Raw genomic sequence first — 20,180 nt, forward strand, 5'->3', positions numbered from 1 at the left:
TGCCGCCCCGATCAGTGTCCGAGGCGCTCCACTGCGGGCACCGGCACCGGGAACGGCAAACCACCGGAAGGACCGAAACGCAGGGGTACCGCATTGACCGGCGGGCGCGCCGACTTTTGTGGGCGACGACAGAGGCTCGGCTCCTACGAAGACGGGGGAGGGGCCGGTACCCGAGTGGGTACCGGCCCCCTCCGCGCCGTGTTCTCCCGGTCAGCCGGGGCGTAGGCCGGTGACGTGGCGTGTGCCGACGGCGCCGACGCGGTCGACGGCTGCTGTGACGCCGGCGAGACGAGCGCCCTGCACGGTTGCGGGGAAGGGGAGTTCGCCCGAGCCGTGGTCCTGAAAGGGGGTGACGTCGGAGTCGTCCTCACCATGGATGGACGTCTCCACCCCTGTTCGAAGAGGGCTTTTGTAAGGATGCCGCAGGTGGCGTCCGGCACGGGTCCTACCAGCTTATGGACGGTCTCGGCGGCCTTCGCACTGTCACCGCTTCTTCCGGCGGATCAGCCAAATGAGCGTGCCTGCGGCGGCGGTCGCGAGGAGCAGTTGACGGTTGCTGCGTGCCGCGTGGAGCCCCTGGGCGGTGGCCACCCGGGCCTGCCCGGCGGCTTGGGTGGCCTTGTGCCGGACCGGGTCGGGCAGCTTGTCCTGCACGCGTGACGCGGCTTCGGTGGCCTTGACCTTGACCTGCTCAGCCTTGAGCGCGGCCTGTTCCTTCAGCTCCCCGGCCTTGAGCGCTGCCTGGTCCTTGATCTCGGCGGCCTTCTCCTGTGCGCGGGCCTTGACGTCGGTCTTGGCCGCGAGCGCCTGGACCGTGTCGCCGAGTTCGTGACGGGTGTTCTCGATTTGTTCGCGCAGTTCCTCCGGGCTCTGCGCGGTGGGCTCGTCGTGGGGCGGCTGGGTCATCGGTGGGCACTCTCCTTGATCTCGGCCACGTCGGCCTTCACGTTCTCGATCGTCTCCGCGGGCGCGGGCGGGGCGGCCTGGGAGACTTCCTTCTTCCCGGTCAGCGCCATCACGGCGGCGACAACGCCGAGGACGGCGGTCACGATGAGGGCCGCGGCCCACACCGGAAGTACCACGGCGAGTGCGGCGATGACGGTGGCCACCAGGGCCTGCAACATCAGGAACCCGACCAGTCCGGCACCGCCGAACAGCCCGCCCCCCTTGCCGTAGCGCTTGCCCTTCTCCTTCATCTCCGCCTGCGCCAAGCGCAGTTCTCCACGCACCAGCTCGCTGAGCTGCTGCGAGGCACGCTGCACCAACTCACTCACCGGCTCTTGCGCCTGCGCCTGTGGTGCCGGCCGGCTCGGGTCGTGCGGCTGCGTACCCGACGACATGGCGATCACCTCCCGTCACTCGGCTTCCCTCTCTTCGGCCGCAGGACGCCGTTGCGTCCTCCGGTGACGGCGTGAGTACCCCCGATCGACCAGTTCAGGGCGGCCGATCTCGAACTGGTCACCTGTGGTGCCACCGGGCCGTCATCTACCGACCGCACCGCCCACTCCTGTCGGCGCGCTCCCACAGGGTTGGGACATCAGGCTCTCGCATCGTTTGTCGTCTGTGGCTGCAAGAAACCGTGACCATCGCGCTGGTCTCGTGACCACTCTCGCCGTTCCGCTGGACCCGGCGTCAGCAGAGGTTCCCCGGAGGATGTGCCGGCGTGGCCGCAAGCCGGAGGAGGCTGACCAGTTCAGCTCACCGTCCATGCCGAGCCGGTCCAACGTCACGCCGTGCGGCTCGGCTCACCCGGCGGAGGCCGACACGGCCCGGCGGAACGCCGGTTCACCGTCGGTCGCAAGGCGTTGCCTATCGCAGCAGCGCCTGCTCGACGCCCGAGTCGTTCGCCAGGTGAGCTTCGATGCGTGTGATGGTCCGGGCGTTGTCCTCGAACAGGTGGCCCTGCATGCCCGCCGCTTCGGCGGCTTCGATGTTGACGGCGACATCGTCGATGAAAAGGCAGTTCTCCGCAACAACGCCCAAGCCGGCGCACGCGGCCTCGAAGGACCGCAGGTCGGGCTTGCCGATACCGATCTCGTGCGAATAGACGATCTGCTCGACCAACTCGTCGAAGTGGTAGAGCGCGCATTCCCGTTGCCGTGCACCGACGAAGCTGTTGCTCAAGATGCCCAGTCGGCAGGTCCCCCGCAATCCTCGCACGTAGTCGATCAGTTCTGCGTTCGGCGTCCCCAGGTACTCCGTCCAGAGATCAGCCATAAACGCTTCGACCTGGCCCGCGTCGAGACCCAAACGTGCTGCCACCTGCTCGTGCACGTCTCGTTCGCTGATGCTCCCGACGCTTCCCGCACGCCAAACGTCGCGCATCCGCTCGTTCACAGCGCCCCGCGGCAGCTCCAGCCGCTCCTCCCACCGTTGCCCCCACCCCGTTCTCGGCGTGATCTCCAGCACGCCGCCGATGTCGAGAATGATGCAGGTCGCGATCATGCGAACTCCCCCCTCTACGTCTCGGTTGGCCGGCGAGCACACCCTCCACCGGCCATGTGATCCATAGAAACTGTGATCCTTCCCGCTGGGGCAAGGTCAAGCGATCTTGCCGGCGTATCAACGCACGCGTTCCGACCGTGGGACATCGCGGTGGCGACCGTCTGGCCAAGGTCGAACGGCGCCGCCGGCGCCATGTCGTGGAAGGGACAGCGAACGATCACCGTCCGAGACTTGCTGTTACTCGCTGTCGGCCGGGATGGGCGTGGCCTGGTGGTAGTACATCTGCCAGGTTGCGTCTGCACCCTGCTTGCGCCAGAGCGAACTGCGCCGTGCCCGGCTTCCATTCAGCGTGGTCTCGTAAGTCAGGTGCACCAGACCGGGGGCCAGCAGGACACCGGTGAACTCTGACGGCTCGTAGCGCGGACCGCCTTCCGCCGCACCGTCCATCTCGGGCATCGAGGCAAGCATCTCGTCATAGGTCCACCGCCGCCCCGAAGCTCCGACCTCTACGAAGTCCGGGTCCAGTAGTTGCCGGGCAAGCGAGCGTGATGCGCGCACCTTCGGGTCCATGAGGCGCAGCTCGCCTGCTATCGCTTCGCGTACCTCATTCGTCTCTCGGCTCATGCGGGCATTTTTGCTCAGGTGGCCAAGCCCGTCACACCTGAGTTACCACCCGGCGCACAGCCCGGCTTCAGCATCTCCCGAACGACCCCGTGGCCAGGCGTGCTCCCGGCCCGCGGGCGCCGCTGGTGGGGGACCAGATGACCGGGAGATGTCAAAGACTCAAGGTGACCGCGGCGGCCAGGCCGCCGAGGCCGAGGGCGAGACCTGCCTGCTTGAAGCCGCCCGCACCCCAGGGGAAGAAGCGGTCGACTGCCAGTCGACCGGGCCCGATTGCGGCGATGGCCAGGGCGACGACGGCGATACAGACGCTGTACTCAACGCCGCCCTCGCTCTCCCACAGGCCGTGAGCACCCGTGACCGTGGCCATCGCGTTGATCATGACGCCGATCAGTGCGGCGGCTGCCAGCGGGGTCAGCAGGCCCAGGGCCAGACCCAGGCCGCCGAGCAGCTCGGACATGCCGCCGACCACGGCGAACAGTTTGCCGGGGTGGAAGCCGAGCGCCGCGAACCCCTTTCCGGTCGCCGCCAGCCCGTGGCCCCCGAACAGTCCGAAGACCTTCTGAGCGCCATGACCGGCCATCAGCAGGCCGAAGGTGAGTCTGATCAGCAGGAGGCCGCAGTCGGCGGCGGCCCCGGGGGCGGTGGCGGTATGTGCGGCGGACCGCGTCGGACGGACAGGACGGTTCAATGTGTGCTTGGGCGACATGGTGGTAGCTCCGGTTTCAAGGGCCGGGATCCCCCCTGTTCGGGCAGGTGACGAGCACGCATGGCGGGCGGACCCCCTCGCGCGGCGCCGTGCCGTACCGCATGCCTTTCTGCGTCCCCCCGCCGATGGCGGTGCCGTACAGCGGGGCGGTGGCAGGCCTCGCCTCAGCGGTCCTGGACCGTCCGGCCGTCATGATCGTGCTCGCTCGGGCTGAGGCGAACGCAGCATTCCCCGGGCTCCGGGGCCAGGACGGCCTCGACGCCGCTGACCTCGAGGCCGTCGATGTAGCCGCTGAGGAACGCCTTGTTCATCCCGCACACGAGTTCCGGGGCCTTCCCGGCCAGCGGGTGGAAGGGGCAGTTGCGCAGCCTGAGCCGGGTGGGGGTTTCCCGGACGGGTTCGTAGCCGTACCGGTCCAGCAGCCGCTCGCAGACGGTCAGCCCGCGCTCGGGGCCCAGGCGGCCAGGGCGGGTCTCCTCACGTGCGGCCTCGCCCAACTGCCGGCCGCGTCGCTCAGCCGTTCGCATGGCCGCCTGTGTGGCGTTCTCGTCCGCCTGCTCGGTCAGGACGGCGTCCAGGAGCAGGTCGGCCAGGAGCTCGTGGCGCCGGTCGGGGATGTTCACGGTGATCTGGGCGTCGGTGGGCTCGTAGACCTTGGGCTGCCGGCCGACCTTGCGGATCCCGCCCGGCCTGCCGTAGCGCGTGCGCAGCAGCCCGGCCTCGACGAGCTTGTCGAGGTGGAAGGCGGCGAGCTTGCGGGAGATGCCGACGCTGGCGGCGGCCTCGTCCCGGGTGACGGCTCGGCCAGCGCGCCGGATGAAGGTGAACATGCGCCGGCGCGAGTCCTCGCTCAGCACGCTGACCGAGTTGATGGCACTGTCGGGGTGGACGGCGACGTGGGAGTCGTCGGCGCTGTCCGCGCTGTCGGCCCGCACGCCCGGATCGGAAGCCACACGACCACACTAACCCCCATCCGGGTGGGCACAAGTGTCCCTCACCCGTCATGGCCTGCATGTCTTGATGACCTTCCTGAATAAGGCCAAGGTCTGTACGCGTAACTGGCGTAAGGCCGGGACGAGGGCCGTCGTGGGCGAACTCACCGCTGACCGGAAAGGTGGGCCGCCCCTCACCACTGTCATGCCCTGGTGCCCGTGTTCCCGGATGCCGTCTTCTCCTGCTGTCGGTGCAGGTGCTCGACCGCGAGCCGGGCCACGGTACCGATCACGGAATCGGCCTGGGGAGTATGCGGGGCCCTGGACCCTGCTCCGGCCGGTCTGGTGAACACCGCCACCGCGTAGCGGGAACCGTCCGGGTACTGCACCACCCCCGCGTCGTTGCTTGCGCAGCCGGGGACGGTGCCTGATTTGGCTGCCACCCGGATCTCCTCCCCGAAACCGGTGGCGATCTTCCGGATCAGCCGCTGCTGGCCGAGCAGGGTCCGCACCTCCTGGCAGGCGGCAGCGGGGCCCGCCTGGTCGAGCCAGATCAGCTTCAGCAGGGCCGCCATCTGTCCGGCCGTCGCGCTGGTGATGCGGCCAGGCCGCAGGGACGGAGCGGACAGGGCGCGCTCCCATATGTGCGCGGCCTCCGCCGGTGAGCCGGCTTCACTCATCGCACGGGTCATCTCGGTCCATCCCGCGTAGCCCGTGTCGCGGCCGATGGCATCGAATTCCTGACGGATGGTGCCGGCCAGCCGGATGCGGTCCAGACCCAGGCGGGCCAGGCGGGCGCGGATGCGGGACAGCGACACCCGGTGGATCAACAGGTCGGTCGCGGTGTTGTCGCTGATGGTGAGCATCATCCGGGCGACATCCCGCAGAGAGACCTCAGCCTCGTCCTCGAAGATGCAGAACCCCTGGCCGCCCGGCGTGGCCTGTGCCGGCGAGAGCCGGACACGCTGGGTGACATCCAGGCTTCCCTCGGCGGCCTGACAGAACAGCTCCAACGCCACCACGATCTTGAACGTGGACGCGGCGACCATCGATTCGCCGTCTCCGCACACCACCCGGCCCTCACCGTCGATGTCCAGGACAGCCACACTGCCCTCGCATCCGGCCTCCGCGAACACCTGCTGAAGCGTCTCCTCGATCATCCGGCCACGATGCCCCGCCCCCGCCCACACCGGTGACGATTCGCGCACGGCGAACCGCACCCCGCATCCCGGCCCGCCGACCCGCTCGTTCTGGCCGACGACCGGTGCATCGAGTGGCACGGCCAACCCGCGCACTGATCGGATGATGAGGCCGCCCCGCGGGCTTGTCGGGCGCTGCGTGGGCGCGAACCGTACGGAAGGGCCTGGTGAGATGCAGATCACGTAGGCGTGTCAGGTGTCGCCCGCGGTTGCCCGGGTACGCGGGTGGGCGGAAGGGCGACGGAAGGCGGCTCGATGGAACCAGTGCTCGTGGGTAAAGAAGGCACCACTTCGGGCGATCAGGACCTACAGATCACCCTGGCTTTGGAGGGTGACGGCGGGGTCATCGCCGAGTCCCGTCAGGTGGCTGCCGGCTTTCTTGCCCGGGTCCAGTCCGATCACGGCCTGCCTGTCTCGCAGCGTGCCATGGACCTGACCCAGTTGGTGGTCAGTGAACTGGTCACCAACGCCCGCAAGTACGCCCCCGGCCCGGTGCTGCTGGACCTGCGCATCGTTGGCGATGTCGTCGAGGTCGTAGTGTGGGATTCCGACCCGACCCTTCCCATCGCCCGGGCCGCTGACGCGGGCCGGGTCGGACAGCACGGTCTGGAGATCGTGATGGCCGTCGCCCAAGGCTTCGAGGTGCAGCGCGAGCTCGTCGGCAAACGCATCACCGCCCGCATCGCCCTTGCGGACGACCCCGGCGGCGCTGTCTCTGGGCGCCCGCCTCTGTAGAGCATCCCCTGAACACCCCCTGCGGTCAGCCCAAGCATGCTGATACGCGCGCCCCTTGTGCACGCGCGACGAGAGTCGGCTTGTGCTGCCTGTTCTCCGGCGCGGCAGATATGTGGCCTCCCGATGAAGGAAGTGCCGCTTTGGTGGAATACGTGAACAGCGAGTAGGCGCGACTGACGTATTGTCTGCGTGGCATATTCAATCACTTGTTCGAGGGAATCTCGTGGCCACTGACAGCAATACGCGCCATCTGGTCGAAACCCTGGCCACGCACCGGGACACGTTCCTGGTCCAATGGACCAGGTTGGTCGGTGACGACCTACTGGGCAGGCTGAGCACCGCCGAGCTGGGCCTGGAACTGGGCGAGTTGTACGACGCCATCCTCAAGGCCGTCACCGAAGGCGGTCTGAACAGTCGGGCCGAGCAGTTCGGTGAGACGCGGAGCCTGCTGATCGAGCTCTCCCGCAGTCGTGCCCGGCAGGGCTTCAGCCCTACGGAGACGGCCCGGAGCGTCTTCGCTCTCAAGGAGGTGCTGGAGCCGACCCTCGCCGCCGACGAGCAGGGTGCGCGTGCCTATCTCCAGTTCGCCCGGTTGCTGGACGACCTCGGCCTGCTCACCACCGAGGCGTTCATACGAACCCGTGAGGAGATCATCTCGGCCCAGGCCGAGCAGCTCCTCGAACTCTCCACTCCCGTAGTGAAGCTGTGGGACGGCGTCGTCGGCGTCCCGCTGGTGGGGACCCTGGACTCGGCCCGCACCCAGGTCGTCATGGAGAAGCTGCTGCAGACCCTGGTCGACAGCGACTCCACGCACGCCATCATCGACATCACCGGTGTGCCGACCGTGGACACCCAGGTCGCGCAGCACCTGCTGAAGACCGTGGTCGCCGCCCGCATGATGGGCGCGCAGTGCATCATCTCCGGCATCCGGCCGCAGATCGCCCAGACCATCGTGGCGCTCGGCATCGAGTTCGGTGACATCCCGACGAACTCCTCCCTGGCGGACGCGCTGCGTCAGGCGCTGAAGGAAGTCGCCAAGGACGCCGAGGACGACGTGCGGGGCCTGCTGTGACCGACCGCGTTCCCGTCCTCAAGATCGGTGAGATCCTCCTGGTCTCCATCCAGTTCGACCTGGAGGACCAGACGGTGCTGGACCTCCAGGAAGACCTGTCGAACCGCATCGTCGACACCGGTGCGAAAGGCGTCGTCATCGACATCTCCGCCCTGGAGATCGTCGATTCCTTCGTCGGACGCATGCTGGCCACCAACGCGTCGATCTCGCGCATGCTCGGAGCCGAGACGATCGTCGTCGGCATGCGGCCCGCGGTCGCCATGACCCTCGTCGAGCTCGGACTGTCCCTGAACGGTGTCCGCACCGCCCTGAACCTGGAACGCGGACTCAAACTGCTGCGGCGCCTCAACGCAGGCCGCGCATGAGGGACTACGGACCGTCCCTCGCCGCGGCCGAGACCGTCGCCGTGACCACCAGCAGCGACGTCGTCAACGCTCGTCAGGTGGTCCGCACCCTGGCCCAGCGAGGGGGACTGTCGCTGGTCCACCAGACCAAACTGGTCACGGCGGCCAGCGAGCTGGGGCGCAACATGCTCATCTACGGTGGCGGAGGCGTGGTGCGCGCGGCCAACGTCGCCGACGACAGCCGCTCCGGCGTCTACGTCGAGTTCCAGGACAAGGGACCCGGCATACCGGACGTCGAAGCGGCGATGCAGGACGGCTGGACGTCCGGCAACGGCCTGGGCCTCGGTCTCAGCGGTGCCAAGCGCCTCGTCGACGAGTTCGACATCGAGTCCGGCGAGGGAGGCACCACGGTGCGCATTGTGAAGTGGGGCCGGTGAACACAGGCCTCGTCGCCGAGGCCGGCGATGTCCACTGGCTGCGCGCGGACATCGCCCTGGCCGCCGCGGCACGCCGGCAGGCGGGGCAGTTGGCTCGTGCTGTCGGGCTGTCCGAGGAACGCGTCTCCCGCGTCGAGCTGTGCGTGACGGAGATGGCCACCAACCTCCTCAAGCACGCCGACGACGGCTCCCTCGCCCTGCGCGTGGTGCGGGCCCGCGGCCGCGCCGGCGTCGAGTGCCTCTCGCTCGACAACGGCCCCGGGATCGCCGACGTGCCGCGTGCGCTGCGCGACGGCACGTCCGCCTACGGCACCCTCGGCATCGGGATGGGCGCCATCGAGCGGCTCGCCGACTTCTCCGGCATCCACTCCCTGCCCGGCCGTGGCACGGTGGTCTGCGCGCAGTTCTGGACGGACGGACGGGCTGCCGAACCCGAGGTCGTGGCGACGGGCGGCCTGACCCGCCCGATCAGCGGCGAGCAGCTGTGCGGCGACACCTGGGCCGTACGCGCCGTGGACGGTCCCTCCGCACAGGCGCTGCTGCTGATGATGTGCGACGGACTGGGGCACGGACCCCTCGCGGCCCGGGCCGCGGACCAGGCCCGGGCGGCGTTCCGCGAGTGCCGGCACATCAGCCCGGAGGCCGTGCTGCGCGATGTGCACGAGGGACTCAGGGGAAGCCGCGGAGCGGCGGTCGCGATCGCCCTGGTCGATCTGACCGACCAGCGCGTACACCTCAGCGGCGTCGGCAACATCACCGCGCTGCTCGCGCACGGTGACAGCCGCAACGGACTGCTCTCGACACCCGGTATCGCCGGTGTGCAACTGCCTCGCGCGCGCAGTCAAGCGATGCCGTTCCCGCCCGGTACCGCCCTCGTCATGCACTCCGACGGCCTCAGCGACCGGTGGCGGCCCCGAGACTTCCCCGGTCTCTTCACCCAGGCCCCCTCCATGGTCGTCGGCCAGCTTCTGAACCAGACCGCGGTACGCAGGGACGACGCCGGGATCGTCGTTGCCCTGCACCGGCCGACATGACCCCTCGGCCATCCGTGCACGAGGTGCTCACGATCGCGCTCCGCCAGGGGGCGACGTGATCACACTGCGCCCCCTCGTCACGGACGGGCTGGTCGGACACCGGCACGAAGACCTCGAGCACTCCCTGAGTGCCCTCGCCGGGCTGGTTGGCGAAGTGGGCGCCGCGGACCCGGAAGGGGTCTGTGCCAAACTCCTCGACCGCCTGCTCCCGGACGGCAGCGACGACGTGGCGCTGATGGCGGTCCGCGTGAACGCGGTCAGCCCGTGACGCGGCCCGCGCCGGAAGGCGGTCATGGCTCGCATCCGGGTGCCGAAAGGCGGCTCGGCCAACTCCGCACAGGTCCGGTGGCGGTCAGCAAGGCTCGCTTCACCCGGATCCCCAAGGGCCTGAAGGTCAGTGAATTCCGCCTCTCCGCCGTCAATCAGGTGGGCGCGATGGAGGGTGGGTCGGTGATGGCGACGGCGCGCGAAGAGGCTCTGGTCCCCAGCGGTAACCGCGTAACCGAGCCCATCATGCACAGTTCAGCGAACGGTCACACCAAGAGAAGCGACGTCTAGAACGGCTTCCAGCGGCCTTCGGAGACTACTTCGACGGCGCCGTCGGCCACCTTGATGGCGGTCTGCTCATCGATGGCGTACGCCGGACCCGTGATCTCGGCCGCCCATTGTTCTGCCGCGGCCATGGTGTTCTCCGGGCAAGCCGGATGATCCAGGTGCGGGAAGATCGAAAAATCGACCAGGCCCAGCGTACTGTCGCCGCCGTTGGGCGGCGTCCAGCCCACGAATTCCTGCCCGATGCGGGGGGTCAGCACCATGCTTCCGGCGCTGAGCCCCACGTAGACCATGTCGGCCAGCGACGGCAGGAGTTCAGCCAGCCCGGACTCCCGCATCCAGTGGCACAGGTAGAGCGCGTCACCGCCATTGACCAGCAGGACGTCGGCCTCCCGGACCCAAGAGACCCAACGGGCCCTGTCGATGCTGGGCAGCGCGGTGAGTTCCAACACGCCCACCGACTTCCACCCCAAGTCGGTCATGGGGCAGGGCGATCGTCCGCTGATGAATCGCCATGCGCCGCCCGGATCGGCGTCGGGGGCCCCATACCCGGCGGTGGGGATGCACAGGGCGCGGGACTCGGCGATCGGCTTGCCCAGCAGGTCGACCAGCGCATGCCGAATGCTCGCGTTCTTGATGCCGGAGTCTGTGAGGAGAAGCTTCATCATGTCCTCCCAAGGCGTCGAGCGCGCGCGTCGACAATCCGCAGTTCGCCGACGCATCACGGTAGCCTGCCGTTTGGCGTAGGGTGGCGTGCATGGCCTAAGACTGTCCTGCGGATCCTGCTGGTCGCGTGGCCTGGGGGCCAGGCACGATGCTGCAGTGGATGACTGGGCAGATCACTTCATCGGGCCCGATGACGGGTCGGCGACTGCGGTCAAGGGCTTCAGCCCGCGTAGAGCGCCCAAGAACGTTCCTGTGGGCCCCTGTATCCCGCGAACGCCGCGGTCGAGTGGGAGAGCCTTTCACCGGAGACAGCCCGCAAGAGCTCAGTTTGTCTCGGTGGTAGCAAGCCTGGAACTGCCTAGCGACAGCGTGATCAAATAGGGGATGACATCGCTCTGGACCGGCAAACGGGTGCGCCTTCGCGGTATCGAGCCCAACGACTGGACGGCGTTCATGCGCTTCACCGCGGACGAGGAGGGACTGGGAGACCTGCCGCAGCCGCCTCGCTCCGCCGAGGGCTATCGCGCTTGGGCGCAGGAGCAAGCCGTTGCCAAAGCGGACGGTGACTGCTTCCAGCTGGCGATAGAAGCCGTGGACACGGGCGCAACAGTCGGTGCTGTCGGCTCGCATCTTGCTGATTCTCGTGCCGGCTGGTTCGAGTACGGTGTGACGATCGGTGCCGACCACCGGCGCAAGGGCTACGCGGGTGAAGCCATCCTGCTGTTGCTCCGTTTCATGTTCGCCGAACGGCGCTATCACAGGTGCCAGGCCAGGATCTTCGCCCACAACGAAGCGTCGCTGTCACTCCACCGACGGCTCGGCTTCACTGAGGAGGGCCGCCTTCGTGATCACGTGTTCCTCGATGGCCGGCACCGTGATCTGGTCATAGTTGGCATGCTCGCTGACGAGTTCGCCCGGCTGCACTCGATCTGCGAACCGTAAGCTGCTGGGCACGCGGGCCACCGACCCCCGTTCGACACAGCTGGCCCACCGGGCGGCCACGGCCTGCCCGCTCTGCAGATGGACCAAGCGCACGTGGCCGAACTCAGGTCGGTCGAGCAGCTCTGACCGACCAGCGCGCCTGTTGTGTCCTCATACGGAACAGGCCGAGGTCGACACGGCTCCAGGCCGGTCCCCAGAACAACAGATCCAGGTCCGTGACCGGTGCTCCCAGAGCTTCCCCCAGGGCTCTGGCCAACGTGCTCCTGCCGGATCCGGCAGCCCCCGCCACCACGATTCGCTTGATCATCCGATTCAGAGTGCCGACGACCTGATCCCGAATCAATGCCCACTACAGCCGACATCCGCTGTATCGGCCTCCTCTTGTGGGCGGGCGTCGGCTGTGGCCAGTTGGTTCGTGATCTCCTCCGCGGTCAAGACGAGTGCGAAGCCTTTGCGCAGGACGGCGAGTTCTGGCTCCTGCCGGGACTCGTCGTCGGTGGCCGTGACATCTGCACCGAACACGACCTTGTAGCCGCGCTCGTACGCCTGCCGGGCCGTGGTGCCACAGCAGTAGTTGGTGAGTGTTCCCCTGACAATGACTGTGTCGCGGCCGAGGTTGCGGAGCATCGTGTCGAGCGGGGTGTCGTAGAACGCGCCGTAGGAGGGCTTGCGGATCAGGGCCTCGTCGGGCTGACGACCCATCTGGTCCCACACCTCGGCAGGACCCGGGCGACGCCAGTCGGCGTCGGCGTGCGGGAGGTAACGCAGGGCTTTCGGTCGGTCCAGTCCGAGATGTGTGTCGTCGAAGATGGTCCAGATCACCGGTACCGAGGCGGATCGGCACCTCTCGACCAGCCGACGCAGTCTTGGCGCCATCCGGGTCGCAGCCGGCACCCAGTAGGGGCTCCAGCCGGGCTGTACGAACTCATCCTGCATGTCGACGACAAGTAGCGCCGTCCGCTTCGGCCGTACGTCGAAGGATGCCCGGCCGTGCTCGTAGGCGTCCCGTGCCCGCGCGGTCACCCATTCCTCGGTATACGACATCCAGTCCTTCTCACACCGAATCCGATATACCTCGTTTCGAGGTGCGAGAGTAGCAGCATGCTGGGACTCGCAATGCCGGGATTCCCAGCCGACTTGCTGCACGGCTGCCAACCGCGCCGTCTGGACTCGCGACTCAGGGCACGCCTCGCCTGGCCGGACGCGCTGGGAACCACCTGTTCCATGGACGTGCTGCTGGATTCGTCCGGGTTGGTCGCGACTGGTCCATGTCCAGCAGGCCGTGCAGCGAAGTCCTGCGGGGAGCCGGTGTGTCGGTCAAGTGAGGTGGCTGGGAGAGTGATTGCCTGTGACTCATTCTGATCTTGCTCTCCGAATCCATGCCGCCTCTCACCTGACCGGCGAGTTCACGCTCCGGTCGGGCCGTACTGCCACGGAGTACTTCGACAAGTACCGGTTCGAGGCGGATCCCGTCCTGCTGGATGAAATCGCCCGGCGGATGGCCGCTTTGGTGCCGTCGGACACGCAGGTCCTGGCCGGCCTGGAGATGGGCGGCATCCCGGTAGTGACCGCACTTGGCCGACACACGGGCCTTCCTTGCGCGTTCGTGCGTAAGCAGGCCAAGCCGTACGGCACATGCCGTCTGGCCGAGGGTGCGGAGGTAGCGGGCCGGAAGGTGCTGATCGTCGAGGACGTCGTCACCAGCGGTGGGCAGATCGTGCTCTCGACTGCGGACCTCCGGACCCTGGGGGCCCGGGTGGATGGGGCCCTGTGCGTGATCGACCGACAGCAGGGCGGTGCCGAAGCTCTACGGGCAGAGGGCATCCGCCTGAAGGCCTTGCTGACGGCCGAAGACCTGCGGGCAGCTGCCGCGTCCTGACGCCGGACCTTGCCTGCACCGGCGGTTGCAAGACCAGGACCGAGGTCTTGCAAGCCGAGGCCGCCGCGCACCCGAGCCCCCGTAGGCGAAATGCAGGCTGCGCGCAGGAGGGTGGCACTCCCCGGACGATGACCGTCTCGAGGGCTCTTTGCCTCCGTCCTGGGCACCTTCGTCGTCAGCGGAGAGGGCCCCGCCGGCCGAACGGTGAGGCCTCGCTGACGGTCGGGCTGCCAAGAGAGCGGTTGCTCCTATGGGACGGTGCGCGAACTCAAGGCTGCCGCTGCGTCGCCGGCCCAGCCGTTGGGGCCGAGCAACGAGCCGCAGTAGCCCAGATGCGGCCGGTCTTGCTCGGCCATGGCGTCGACCTGATCACCCGCGACCCAGAACGTCAGATCACCGTGGACTTAGCTTCGATCTGCGGGGTGTGCGCTGGTCGGGCATGTCCTACAACGGGGAACGCCCCTCCGTTCGGGGAGGGGCGCCCGCAGGACCTGTTGCGCGGCCGGTCACGGAGGTCAGCTGAGCTGTGGGTCGGGCATGAACAGTGTGCGGTCCGCCCCGGTATCAAGCCTGAACAGTGGTGCGCTGGACGGGACGCAGGACAGCACGGCGGGCAGCGGGGCTCACCGGCGCGGCGGCGGTCAGGGGTAGTTCGGGGGCGGACCGTGCAGAATCACCGGCGGAATTAGCCGCCTTAACCCACTTGCGCGGCCCCGGGTTCGGGTTCCGCGTACGCCAACGCGTCGGTGGCATCTCAAGAGGCGATTCGGTTGGACTTGTCGGCCTGTCCCAGACGGAGTGCGGAGATGAGGAAGAAGACGCCGCCCAGGAAGGCGTAGCCGGCCAGAGCGCTCAGGGAGGCGTCGCTCTTGGCCGCCTGGGCTATGAAGGAGGCCCCGGCGAGAGTGGAGATGGCACCGCTGGCGATCATCGGCCAGTGTCCAGCCATGCCGCGCCGCAGGACACCGATGATCAGTTGAACGAGTCCCGCGGTGATGGCCCAGGCGCCCCAGACCCTGAGCACTGCCGGTATGCCTGAGGTGGCGGCGGCGATCAGACCCGCGGCGGTGAGGGTGCTGATCGCCATGTTCGCGTACAGGCCGCGCACTGGGCCGCGGTTCGCCTTGGCGGACCTGGCGTCGATGACCGCGCACACCACATCGAACGACGGGTAGATCACCAGCAACGTCGCGCTGAGGGGGTCGAGGGTGTGAGCGGAGGCGAGCACAAGGGCGGCCCACACTACGGCGAACGCGAAGCGCAGGAGGTACAGGCGGCGCAGCGCTGCGGTGTCGCTCGCGGTGGGGGCCGGGGCGGCGGCGATGGAGGAGTCCATGAGGGGCCTTTCGGTGACGGCGGATGCGGGCGTGGGTGGGAAATCGGGGCTGTGGTCTGACAGGTGTACTGCGACCACCGCCGCACGGGTCAGGTGCGACCGAGGAGGAGGGAGAACGTTCGTTCTGCCATCTCATCTAAGGGGCACCCCCTTCGCCCTGTCAAGACCGAACGTTCTCCCTTGTCAGCTGTTACAGTCGACGCCATGAGTGCAGGCACACAGGGTGGGAGCGTGTCCGAGGCGCGGATGCGGCTGCTCGACACGGCGACCCGGATCTTCTACGCCGAGGGCATCCACTCTGTTGGCGTGGACCGGATCATCGCGGAGGCTCAGGTCACCCGCGCCACCCTGTATCGGCACTTCAAGGGGAAGGACGACCTGATCCTTTCCTACCTTCAGCGGGCCGATCAGGGCATCCGCGGGCAGGTGGCTGCCATCCAGGCACAGCGCCTGCCGGCGTCCGACACGGTGCGGGCCGTGAGCCGGTCCATCGCCGAGGGCATCCGGTCCTCGGGGTTCCGCGGATGCGCCTTCCTGAACGCGGCGGCCGAGTATCCCGACCCGGCGCACCCCGTCCACCAGGCCGTGCTGGCCCATCGGCAATGGTTCCTCGAAACCGCCACGCAGCTAATGGAAGACGCCGGCTGTGCTCCGGCCGACGCGGCAGGTCGGCACTTCGTCATGCTCCGGGACGGCGCCATGGCAGCGGGCTGCCTCTTCGACCCGGTGCTGATCTGTGAGACCTTCCTGCATGGCGTCGAAGGCATTTTGCAGTCGAATACGACGCCGACGCCTGGACCGGAGGCCCCGGCCGCCCTGCCCGCATGACCCTTACGCGGGTCAGCCGGCCCAGCGTCCCACGCAGACGCTTCTCTTGTCGTCGTGGTCGGCCGGCTGGTGCCGGGTAATCACCCTGGGCGAGCCGCTCAGCGAAGCGTCGGTGGGCTCCGGAAGGGGCTTGGATGCGAAGGCATGCCACGAACCCGGCCTCTAGGGTGGCAGGGTGGGGTCCAAGGTGTGGGAACGGTGGGGTGCTCAGCCCTTGTGGGCGAGATGGGTTCTCGCGGTGTACGTGATCGGTTTCGCCGAGGGCACCGCTTCTCACATCGCCGATCTGGTGCGCGGCGGCATCCACGCCTACGCGTCGTTTCATCAAGCCTTTCTGCAGGTGTTCTTCGTCGGCTTGGTGATCCTCGATCCGCTTGCCGCTGTGCTGGTCGGGCTTGTGCGGCGGGAGGGGATCTGGCTGGCAAGTGCGGTGATGGCGTTGGACGTCAGCGGGAACTGGTGGGGCAACCGGCACTGGTTGAGGGACGGCCCCGCGCAGTTGCTCTGGCTGTTGCCCATCACCGTCTTCGGAGTGTTCGTCGTGTTGTCCGCGGTCCCGTTGCACCGCGCGGTTGCCGGGGCGATGAACAGGTCGACGGCGGCTGTACCGTCAGCTTGACGTCATCACCGGCTGGACGACTGCCGTTCCGACCGCGTGCCCGCCGCCGCACCGTGCCCCCATCCGCAGCACCAGTCCTCGCGGCCGGCCGCTGTCACCCGTGCACGCTGCCCAGCAGGGCGGTTCCCGGTAGTCACGGGCGTAGCGCCCAGCCGGGGCCGTGCCGGACGAGCCAGGCGCCGGCCAGGCCGATCACGGCGCCGGCGGCGACGTCGCTGGGGTAGTGGGCGCCGTTGTGTACGCGTTCGATGGCGACCAGGGCGGCCGGGACCGTGCACAACAGGCCCGCTGTCGGCCAGATGGGGAGCACGGCGGCGGTGAAGGCGGTGGCGGCTGCCGTGTGTCCGGAGGGGAAGGACGATGAGGCGGGGCGGTCGTCGACCTTGCCGTGGGGGATCCATTCCTTGGGTGGCCGCGGCCGCGCGGCCAGCTGCTTGCAGACCCCGTTTGCCACCAGCTGCGCCAGCGCCAGCGCCGCCACGCCCGCTCCCGCCGCGCGCCGGCCCCGCCGACCGCCGGTCGCGGCCATCACCGCGGCTGCCGAGCACCACAGTTTCGTGCCCTCGGCGCACGCTTCCACCGCCGACAGCGTGTGGTGCACCCCGGGCGACTGCCGAGCCGCCATCCGCTGGGTCAGACGCCGATCAGTTGCCTGCAACAAGGCCAGCACTCCCATGAGCTGCAGGTATCCCGTAGACAACCACTCCATGCTCCCGGGCTGGACGCCACCGGACAGTCGACAGGGGGGCTGCGCCCACCCGGGAGGGAGGAGGAGACGGAGAGGGGGTGCAGTCGCGGTGCCTGTTCCTGGCGGCTTCCTTCGGTTCCGGGTGCACGGCGTGCCGGCGACGAGGCGCCGTGCGGCATGCCACGCGCGAGTGGCGACCAACCTCAGGCGGAGACACGGGTGGTGCCGCTCCGTCCGGCAGGCGGCGGCGGAAGGAACGGACACTCCGGAGTGCGGTGAAGCGCGTGGACTGGCAGCATCAGGGGATGTCCGTGATGAGCAAGCTACAGATCAAGCCCGGTCAGCGTGTCGTGGTGCTGGACAGGCCCGACGGCTTGGACCTGGGGGTGGAGTCCGTGGGCGAAGCCGCCACTTCCGATGTGGTGGTCGTCTTCGTGACCACCTCCTCCGATCTCTGCGGTGCGGGCGCGCAGGCGGCTCTCGCCGCCGCGCAGCGTGATGCTCTCACCTGGGTCGCCTATCCCAAGGGCGGGAAGCTGGGGACGGATCTGAACCGTGACCGTCTGGCGGCTGCGCTGTCCGAGCGGGGCGTCCGCCCGGTACGGCAGATCGCCGTCGACGACACCTGGTCGGCGCTGCGGTTCCGCCCCGCCAACTGACCCTCGGCGACGGTCGGATGGACCGCACCCGTCACTGAGCTCGCCTTCCTGCTGACGCTGCCCTTCACCGCTGCCCCTGCCCGTCCCACCCGCCTGGAGCGGGGGACGGCGACAGAAGTGGCCCGCCTGTCAAGGCGGAACCGCAGGGTTCGTAGGTGGTGTGGCCGAACGTGTTTGCAGGCTCGGGGAGGGGCAACGCGAAGTCCATGACTGAACCGAAGACCGGAACGAACAACAAGCAGGCGGCATCCCGAGAGGCTGCCGCGAAGGCACGGCGTGCTGCGGACAAGGCGACCGCTCCCGCATCCGGGGCCGCGAAGAACGCGGCGGGCAAGGCGGATGACACCGCGTCGGCGGCGAAGTCGGCAGCCGTCGCCGGGGCCGAGCGCTCCGCCGACACGGTCGGCTCGGCGGCCCAGGGCATGGCCCGTTCCGTCGAGGCGGGCCGCCAGACGCTCGTGGCTACGACCGGCCAGGTCGCGGCCACGGCCAAGGCGGCCACCGGACAGGTCGCTGCCACGGCGAAGACGGCTCTCGCGGTGATCGCTCACCGCAAGCTGATCGCCGCCGGTGTCGGTGCGGGTATGACCGCGCTGACGGCCGTCTCCTACGTGGCGGGCCGCCGTTCCGGCCGTCACAGCCACGGTCCGATCACCCGGCTGACCGGCGGCCGTATCTGACGCCCCGTTCGGGCGGTGGGCCGACGGGCCCACCGCACGGCGTCCATACCCGCACCCGCGCCCGCGACCGGGGCCGCTCGACCCCACGCCCCCGGCAGCCGTCCGCGCCCCACGTTTCGCGTTCTTGAGCGCCTTCGCGGCCACCTCCGCGCACTCCATCCGTGTTCCGGGACATCGTCCCAGCCGGTGTCACGGTGAACCGTCCCGCGCGGGGCACAAGCCTCCAAGTGATCTTCACCGGAAGTCCGCTTGGGAGGAACCACCGCCGTGACTGTGCCTACTCGCCCGCTGCGTCCTGTGCGCCGTCCTCGCCATTTCGATCTGCGTACGACGGCTCTGTTCTTCGTCCTTCTCGCTCTGCTGCTGAGCCTTGGGGGACTGGTCGCCCGCACCGCCGCGCAGGCGGCACAGCGCCGTCCCGTGTGGGCGATCATTCTGCTGTTGCTGGCCTCTGCCGCGGTGGTGGCCTGTCACCGGGGCCGCCAACGGTGGTCGGCTCGCAGAGCTTTGCGGCGCGCGACCGAGGCCCTGGAGGACGCGGCCCAGACGGCGGCCGACGTACTGCGGGAGCCGGCCGTGGCCACCGCTCCGCTGGAGCCGGCCGGCCCGCCCATGACACCGGCACCGGGTGGCGTGCCCGAGGAGAAGACTCTCCTGCTCGATGCGGCCGTCGTCCCGCCGGCCATGGACTATGCGGTACTTGATCCGGAGGAGTTCGAGCGGGCGATAGCCGAGCTGTGTGCCCGGGACGGGTGCACGGAGGTGGAAGTGGTCGGCGGCGCGGGGGACTTGGGGGCCGATGTGCTGGCTCTGACCCCCACCGGGCACCGCCTGGTGGTGCAGTGCAAGCGGTACGGCGAGGGCAACAGGGTCGGCTCGCAGGACCTGCAGCGTTTCGGTGGTACCTGTTTCACGGTCCACGAGGCCGACGTCGCCGTCCTCGTCACCACAGCCGAATTCACGGCGCCGGCCCTGGAGTACGCAGAGCAGTGCGGCATCTTGTGCATGGACGCAGAGGCCCTCACCGCATGGCATCTGGGCACAGGTCCCCGTCCCTGGGAGACACCGTACGAGGGCTGAGCCTCGGGGAGGCCGAAGCACGTGGGCGGTGGCCGCGCCGCGCTCAGTCGTTGATGTGGATCCGGTGGGCGAGAGCGGTGACCTGGAGGTCACCGTGGTCGACCCACTGCGGGAACTTGAGCGTCTTGTGACTCCTCGCCGCGGGAGGGGTGACTTCGAGGTAGGCGGCGTGGACGGCGTCCGGGGTGCCGGTGTTGGCGTGCGTCCAGGATATGACCGCCTCGGCGCTCTGGCCCTTGCGGAGGGTGAGCGTGGACTTGGCCGGGCTCTTCGCGTACCAGGTGTCGCCCCAGTGGGTCGTCGAGTGGAGTGCCCGGTGAGCGGAGCTCTCCAGGCCGAGACCGGGGTAGCCGCGCAGCAGGCAGGTGTGGGCACCGGTGTTCTTCAGCTCGAGGACCGCCCCCTGGTGGTTCATGCCGCCCGCCAGGCCCTGGCCGAAGGAGGCGGTCAGGGCCGAGACGGAGCAGGTCGGCGTGGTGGCCGGGGCGGCCTGCGCGAGTCCGGCGCCGGCCACGCCCACCCCGGCGGCGGTCATCGCGGCGAGTGCCGCGCGCACGAGGTGCGGGTGGACCCGCAGGTGCAAGCGGGTGTCCTCGGCGGTGCGCAGCAGGTGGTCGCGGTGCTGCTTCGTCATGATGAGCCTTCTTCCCCTTGGTCGTCGCCCTGCGGTCGGCCTTCTCAAAGGTCTGATGCCGGCGGTGCGGAGAAAGTTCGGTCGATTTC

26 protein-coding genes are annotated in these 20,180 nt (G+C 68.8%); 14 read left to right on the forward strand and 12 right to left on the reverse strand.

Translation table 11 applies throughout. From position 1 onward, the window contains the following. Positions 1–483: 483 nt before the first annotated feature. From V7E45_RS08470 to V7E45_RS08500, 7 genes are all read right to left on the reverse strand, one after another. Positions 484–906, reverse strand: a complete 423-nt coding sequence (locus V7E45_RS08470; protein ID WP_333773471.1) for a DUF3618 domain-containing protein — start codon at positions 904–906, stop codon at positions 484–486. After that, positions 903–1,340 carry a phage holin family protein gene (locus V7E45_RS08475; RefSeq protein WP_333773472.1) on the reverse strand — a complete coding sequence of 146 codons (438 nt, stop codon included), beginning with the start codon at positions 1,338–1,340 and terminating at the stop codon, positions 903–905. Before V7E45_RS08475 ends, V7E45_RS08470 begins: the two co-directional genes overlap by 4 nt. Positions 1,341–1,809: 469 nt before the next feature. Further along, positions 1,810–2,445 (reverse strand): HAD-IA family hydrolase, encoded by a 636-nt coding sequence (locus V7E45_RS08480; RefSeq protein ID WP_333773473.1) that lies wholly within the window; start codon positions 2,443–2,445, stop codon positions 1,810–1,812. 237 nt (positions 2,446–2,682) lie between these two features. After that, complete coding sequence (locus V7E45_RS08485; protein WP_333773474.1) at positions 2,683–3,069, reverse strand: nuclear transport factor 2 family protein; 387 nt, start codon at positions 3,067–3,069, stop codon at positions 2,683–2,685. A 151-nt stretch (positions 3,070–3,220) separates the two neighbouring features. Continuing rightward, complete coding sequence (locus tag V7E45_RS08490; RefSeq protein WP_333773475.1) at positions 3,221–3,775, reverse strand: DoxX family protein; 555 nt, start codon at positions 3,773–3,775, stop codon at positions 3,221–3,223. Positions 3,776–3,939: 164 nt separating this feature from the next. Then, positions 3,940–4,728 (reverse strand): helix-turn-helix transcriptional regulator, encoded by a 789-nt coding sequence (locus V7E45_RS08495; protein WP_333773476.1) that lies wholly within the window; start codon positions 4,726–4,728, stop codon positions 3,940–3,942. 182 nt (positions 4,729–4,910) lie between these two features. Next, the gene (locus V7E45_RS08500) at positions 4,911–5,867 is read right to left on the reverse strand and encodes a serine hydrolase (protein ID WP_333773477.1); all 957 of its coding nucleotides are present in this window, start codon (positions 5,865–5,867) and stop codon (positions 4,911–4,913) included. Between the two features lie 294 nt (positions 5,868–6,161). Here V7E45_RS08500 and V7E45_RS08505 point away from each other — a divergent pair, with 294 nt between their 5' ends. The 7 genes from V7E45_RS08505 to V7E45_RS08535 all read left to right on the forward strand — a co-directional run bounded on the left by V7E45_RS08505 (position 6,162) and on the right by V7E45_RS08535 (position 10,086). Beyond that, positions 6,162–6,641, forward strand: coding sequence for an ATP-binding protein (locus V7E45_RS08505; RefSeq protein WP_333773478.1), 480 nt, complete (start codon positions 6,162–6,164; stop codon positions 6,639–6,641). Between the two features lie 223 nt (positions 6,642–6,864). After that, complete coding sequence (locus V7E45_RS08510) at positions 6,865–7,713, forward strand: STAS domain-containing protein (RefSeq protein ID WP_443055980.1); 849 nt, start codon at positions 6,865–6,867, stop codon at positions 7,711–7,713. Continuing rightward, the gene (locus V7E45_RS08515; protein ID WP_333773479.1) at positions 7,710–8,078 is read left to right on the forward strand and encodes an STAS domain-containing protein; all 369 of its coding nucleotides are present in this window, start codon (positions 7,710–7,712) and stop codon (positions 8,076–8,078) included. Before V7E45_RS08510 ends, V7E45_RS08515 begins: the two co-directional genes overlap by 4 nt. Beyond that, positions 8,075–8,494 carry an ATP-binding protein gene (locus tag V7E45_RS08520; protein ID WP_333773480.1) on the forward strand — a complete coding sequence of 140 codons (420 nt, stop codon included), beginning with the start codon at positions 8,075–8,077 and terminating at the stop codon, positions 8,492–8,494. Before V7E45_RS08515 ends, V7E45_RS08520 begins: the two co-directional genes overlap by 4 nt. Then, on the forward strand, positions 8,482–9,528 hold the full coding sequence (locus V7E45_RS08525; protein WP_333773481.1) for an ATP-binding SpoIIE family protein phosphatase: 1,047 nt from the start codon (positions 8,482–8,484) through the stop codon (positions 9,526–9,528). The genes V7E45_RS08520 and V7E45_RS08525 overlap by 13 nt, the downstream gene beginning before the upstream one ends. 55 nt (positions 9,529–9,583) lie before the next feature. Beyond that, entirely contained in the window at positions 9,584–9,796 is a 213-nt protein-coding gene (locus V7E45_RS08530; protein WP_333773482.1) for a SpoIIE family protein phosphatase, read from the forward strand. Positions 9,797–9,873: 77 nt separating this feature from the next. Next, positions 9,874–10,086, forward strand: a complete 213-nt coding sequence (locus V7E45_RS08535) for a hypothetical protein (RefSeq protein WP_333773483.1) — start codon at positions 9,874–9,876, stop codon at positions 10,084–10,086. Here the strand turns inward: V7E45_RS08535 and V7E45_RS08540 are convergent. After that, positions 10,083–10,745 carry a Type 1 glutamine amidotransferase-like domain-containing protein gene (locus V7E45_RS08540; protein WP_333773510.1) on the reverse strand — a complete coding sequence of 221 codons (663 nt, stop codon included), beginning with the start codon at positions 10,743–10,745 and terminating at the stop codon, positions 10,083–10,085. The two genes, V7E45_RS08535 and V7E45_RS08540, sit on opposite strands and share 4 nt — an antisense overlap. Before the next feature lie 385 nt (positions 10,746–11,130). Between V7E45_RS08540 and V7E45_RS08545 the strand changes: the two genes are divergently transcribed. Then, positions 11,131–11,688: a GNAT family N-acetyltransferase gene (locus V7E45_RS08545; RefSeq protein ID WP_333773484.1), complete on the forward strand. Its 558-nt coding sequence runs from the start codon at positions 11,131–11,133 to the stop codon at positions 11,686–11,688. A gap of 339 nt (positions 11,689–12,027) precedes the next feature. On the opposite strand, the gene V7E45_RS08550 is transcribed toward V7E45_RS08545, so the two are convergent. Next, positions 12,028–12,732 carry a cysteine hydrolase family protein gene (locus tag V7E45_RS08550; protein ID WP_333773485.1) on the reverse strand — a complete coding sequence of 235 codons (705 nt, stop codon included), beginning with the start codon at positions 12,730–12,732 and terminating at the stop codon, positions 12,028–12,030. Between the two features lie 304 nt (positions 12,733–13,036). Between V7E45_RS08550 and pyrE the strand changes: the two genes are divergently transcribed. Next, positions 13,037–13,567, forward strand: a complete 531-nt coding sequence (gene pyrE, locus V7E45_RS08555) for an orotate phosphoribosyltransferase (RefSeq protein WP_333773486.1) — start codon at positions 13,037–13,039, stop codon at positions 13,565–13,567. 754 nt (positions 13,568–14,321) lie between these two features. Here the strand turns inward: pyrE and V7E45_RS08560 are convergent. Further along, entirely contained in the window at positions 14,322–14,903 is a 582-nt protein-coding gene (locus V7E45_RS08560) for a hypothetical protein (protein WP_333773487.1), read from the reverse strand. A 204-nt stretch (positions 14,904–15,107) separates the two neighbouring features. Between V7E45_RS08560 and V7E45_RS08565 the strand changes: the two genes are divergently transcribed. Next, the gene (locus V7E45_RS08565; protein WP_333773488.1) at positions 15,108–15,731 is read left to right on the forward strand and encodes a TetR/AcrR family transcriptional regulator; all 624 of its coding nucleotides are present in this window, start codon (positions 15,108–15,110) and stop codon (positions 15,729–15,731) included. Positions 15,732–15,969: 238 nt separating this feature from the next. Then, positions 15,970–16,350, forward strand: coding sequence for a hypothetical protein (locus tag V7E45_RS08570; RefSeq protein ID WP_333773489.1), 381 nt, complete (start codon positions 15,970–15,972; stop codon positions 16,348–16,350). Between the two features lie 133 nt (positions 16,351–16,483). Here the strand turns inward: V7E45_RS08570 and V7E45_RS08575 are convergent, their stop codons facing one another. Beyond that, complete coding sequence (locus V7E45_RS08575) at positions 16,484–17,050, reverse strand: phosphatase PAP2 family protein (protein ID WP_333773490.1); 567 nt, start codon at positions 17,048–17,050, stop codon at positions 16,484–16,486. Positions 17,051–17,352: 302 nt separating this feature from the next. Between V7E45_RS08575 and V7E45_RS08580 the strand changes: the two genes are divergently transcribed. The 3 genes from V7E45_RS08580 to V7E45_RS08590 all read left to right on the forward strand — a co-directional run bounded on the left by V7E45_RS08580 (position 17,353) and on the right by V7E45_RS08590 (position 19,457). Continuing rightward, a complete protein-coding gene (locus tag V7E45_RS08580) occupies positions 17,353–17,697 on the forward strand; it encodes a hypothetical protein (protein WP_333773491.1) in 345 nt (114 codons plus the stop codon). Between the two features lie 206 nt (positions 17,698–17,903). After that, positions 17,904–18,377: a hypothetical protein gene (locus tag V7E45_RS08585; RefSeq protein WP_333773492.1), complete on the forward strand. Its 474-nt coding sequence runs from the start codon at positions 17,904–17,906 to the stop codon at positions 18,375–18,377. Positions 18,378–18,644: 267 nt separating this feature from the next. After that, positions 18,645–19,457, forward strand: coding sequence for a restriction endonuclease (locus V7E45_RS08590; RefSeq protein ID WP_333773493.1), 813 nt, complete (start codon positions 18,645–18,647; stop codon positions 19,455–19,457). A 43-nt stretch (positions 19,458–19,500) separates the two neighbouring features. Here V7E45_RS08590 and V7E45_RS08595 read toward each other — a convergent pair whose 3' ends face one another. Then, on the reverse strand, positions 19,501–20,091 hold the full coding sequence (locus tag V7E45_RS08595) for a DUF4232 domain-containing protein (protein ID WP_333773494.1): 591 nt from the start codon (positions 20,089–20,091) through the stop codon (positions 19,501–19,503). Positions 20,092–20,180 lie beyond the last annotated feature (89 nt).

Source organism: Streptomyces sp. IBSBF 3136, assembly GCF_036815105.1.
GTDB lineage: Bacteria > Actinomycetota > Actinomycetes > Streptomycetales > Streptomycetaceae > Streptomyces.

Bases quoted from the DNA above. Each gene is read 5' to 3' on its own strand.
- V7E45_RS08595 (WP_333773494.1), bottom strand. From the start codon at position 20,091: ATGACGAAGCAGCACCGCGACCACCTGCTGCGCACCGCCGAGGACACC.
- V7E45_RS08490 (WP_333773475.1), bottom strand. From the start codon at position 3,775: ATGTCGCCCAAGCACACATTGAACCGTCCTGTCCGTCCGACGCGGTCC.
- V7E45_RS08540 (WP_333773510.1), bottom strand. From the start codon at position 10,745: ATGAAGCTTCTCCTCACAGACTCCGGCATCAAGAACGCGAGCATTCGG.
- V7E45_RS08560 (WP_333773487.1), bottom strand. From the start codon at position 14,903: ATGGACTCCTCCATCGCCGCCGCCCCGGCCCCCACCGCGAGCGACACC.
- V7E45_RS08485 (WP_333773474.1), bottom strand. From the start codon at position 3,069: ATGAGCCGAGAGACGAATGAGGTACGCGAAGCGATAGCAGGCGAGCTG.
- V7E45_RS08545 (WP_333773484.1), top strand. From the start codon at position 11,131: ATGACATCGCTCTGGACCGGCAAACGGGTGCGCCTTCGCGGTATCGAG.
- V7E45_RS08475 (WP_333773472.1), bottom strand. From the start codon at position 1,340: ATGTCGTCGGGTACGCAGCCGCACGACCCGAGCCGGCCGGCACCACAG.
- V7E45_RS08470 (WP_333773471.1), bottom strand. From the start codon at position 906: ATGACCCAGCCGCCCCACGACGAGCCCACCGCGCAGAGCCCGGAGGAA.
- V7E45_RS08500 (WP_333773477.1), bottom strand. From the start codon at position 5,867: ATGATCGAGGAGACGCTTCAGCAGGTGTTCGCGGAGGCCGGATGCGAG.
- V7E45_RS08520 (WP_333773480.1), top strand. From the start codon at position 8,075: ATGAGGGACTACGGACCGTCCCTCGCCGCGGCCGAGACCGTCGCCGTG.
- V7E45_RS08585 (WP_333773492.1), top strand. From the start codon at position 17,904: ATGACTGAACCGAAGACCGGAACGAACAACAAGCAGGCGGCATCCCGA.
- V7E45_RS08505 (WP_333773478.1), top strand. From the start codon at position 6,162: ATGGAACCAGTGCTCGTGGGTAAAGAAGGCACCACTTCGGGCGATCAG.
- V7E45_RS08580 (WP_333773491.1), top strand. From the start codon at position 17,353: ATGAGCAAGCTACAGATCAAGCCCGGTCAGCGTGTCGTGGTGCTGGAC.
- V7E45_RS08480 (WP_333773473.1), bottom strand. From the start codon at position 2,445: ATGATCGCGACCTGCATCATTCTCGACATCGGCGGCGTGCTGGAGATC.
- V7E45_RS08565 (WP_333773488.1), top strand. From the start codon at position 15,108: ATGAGTGCAGGCACACAGGGTGGGAGCGTGTCCGAGGCGCGGATGCGG.
- V7E45_RS08550 (WP_333773485.1), bottom strand. From the start codon at position 12,732: ATGTCGTATACCGAGGAATGGGTGACCGCGCGGGCACGGGACGCCTAC.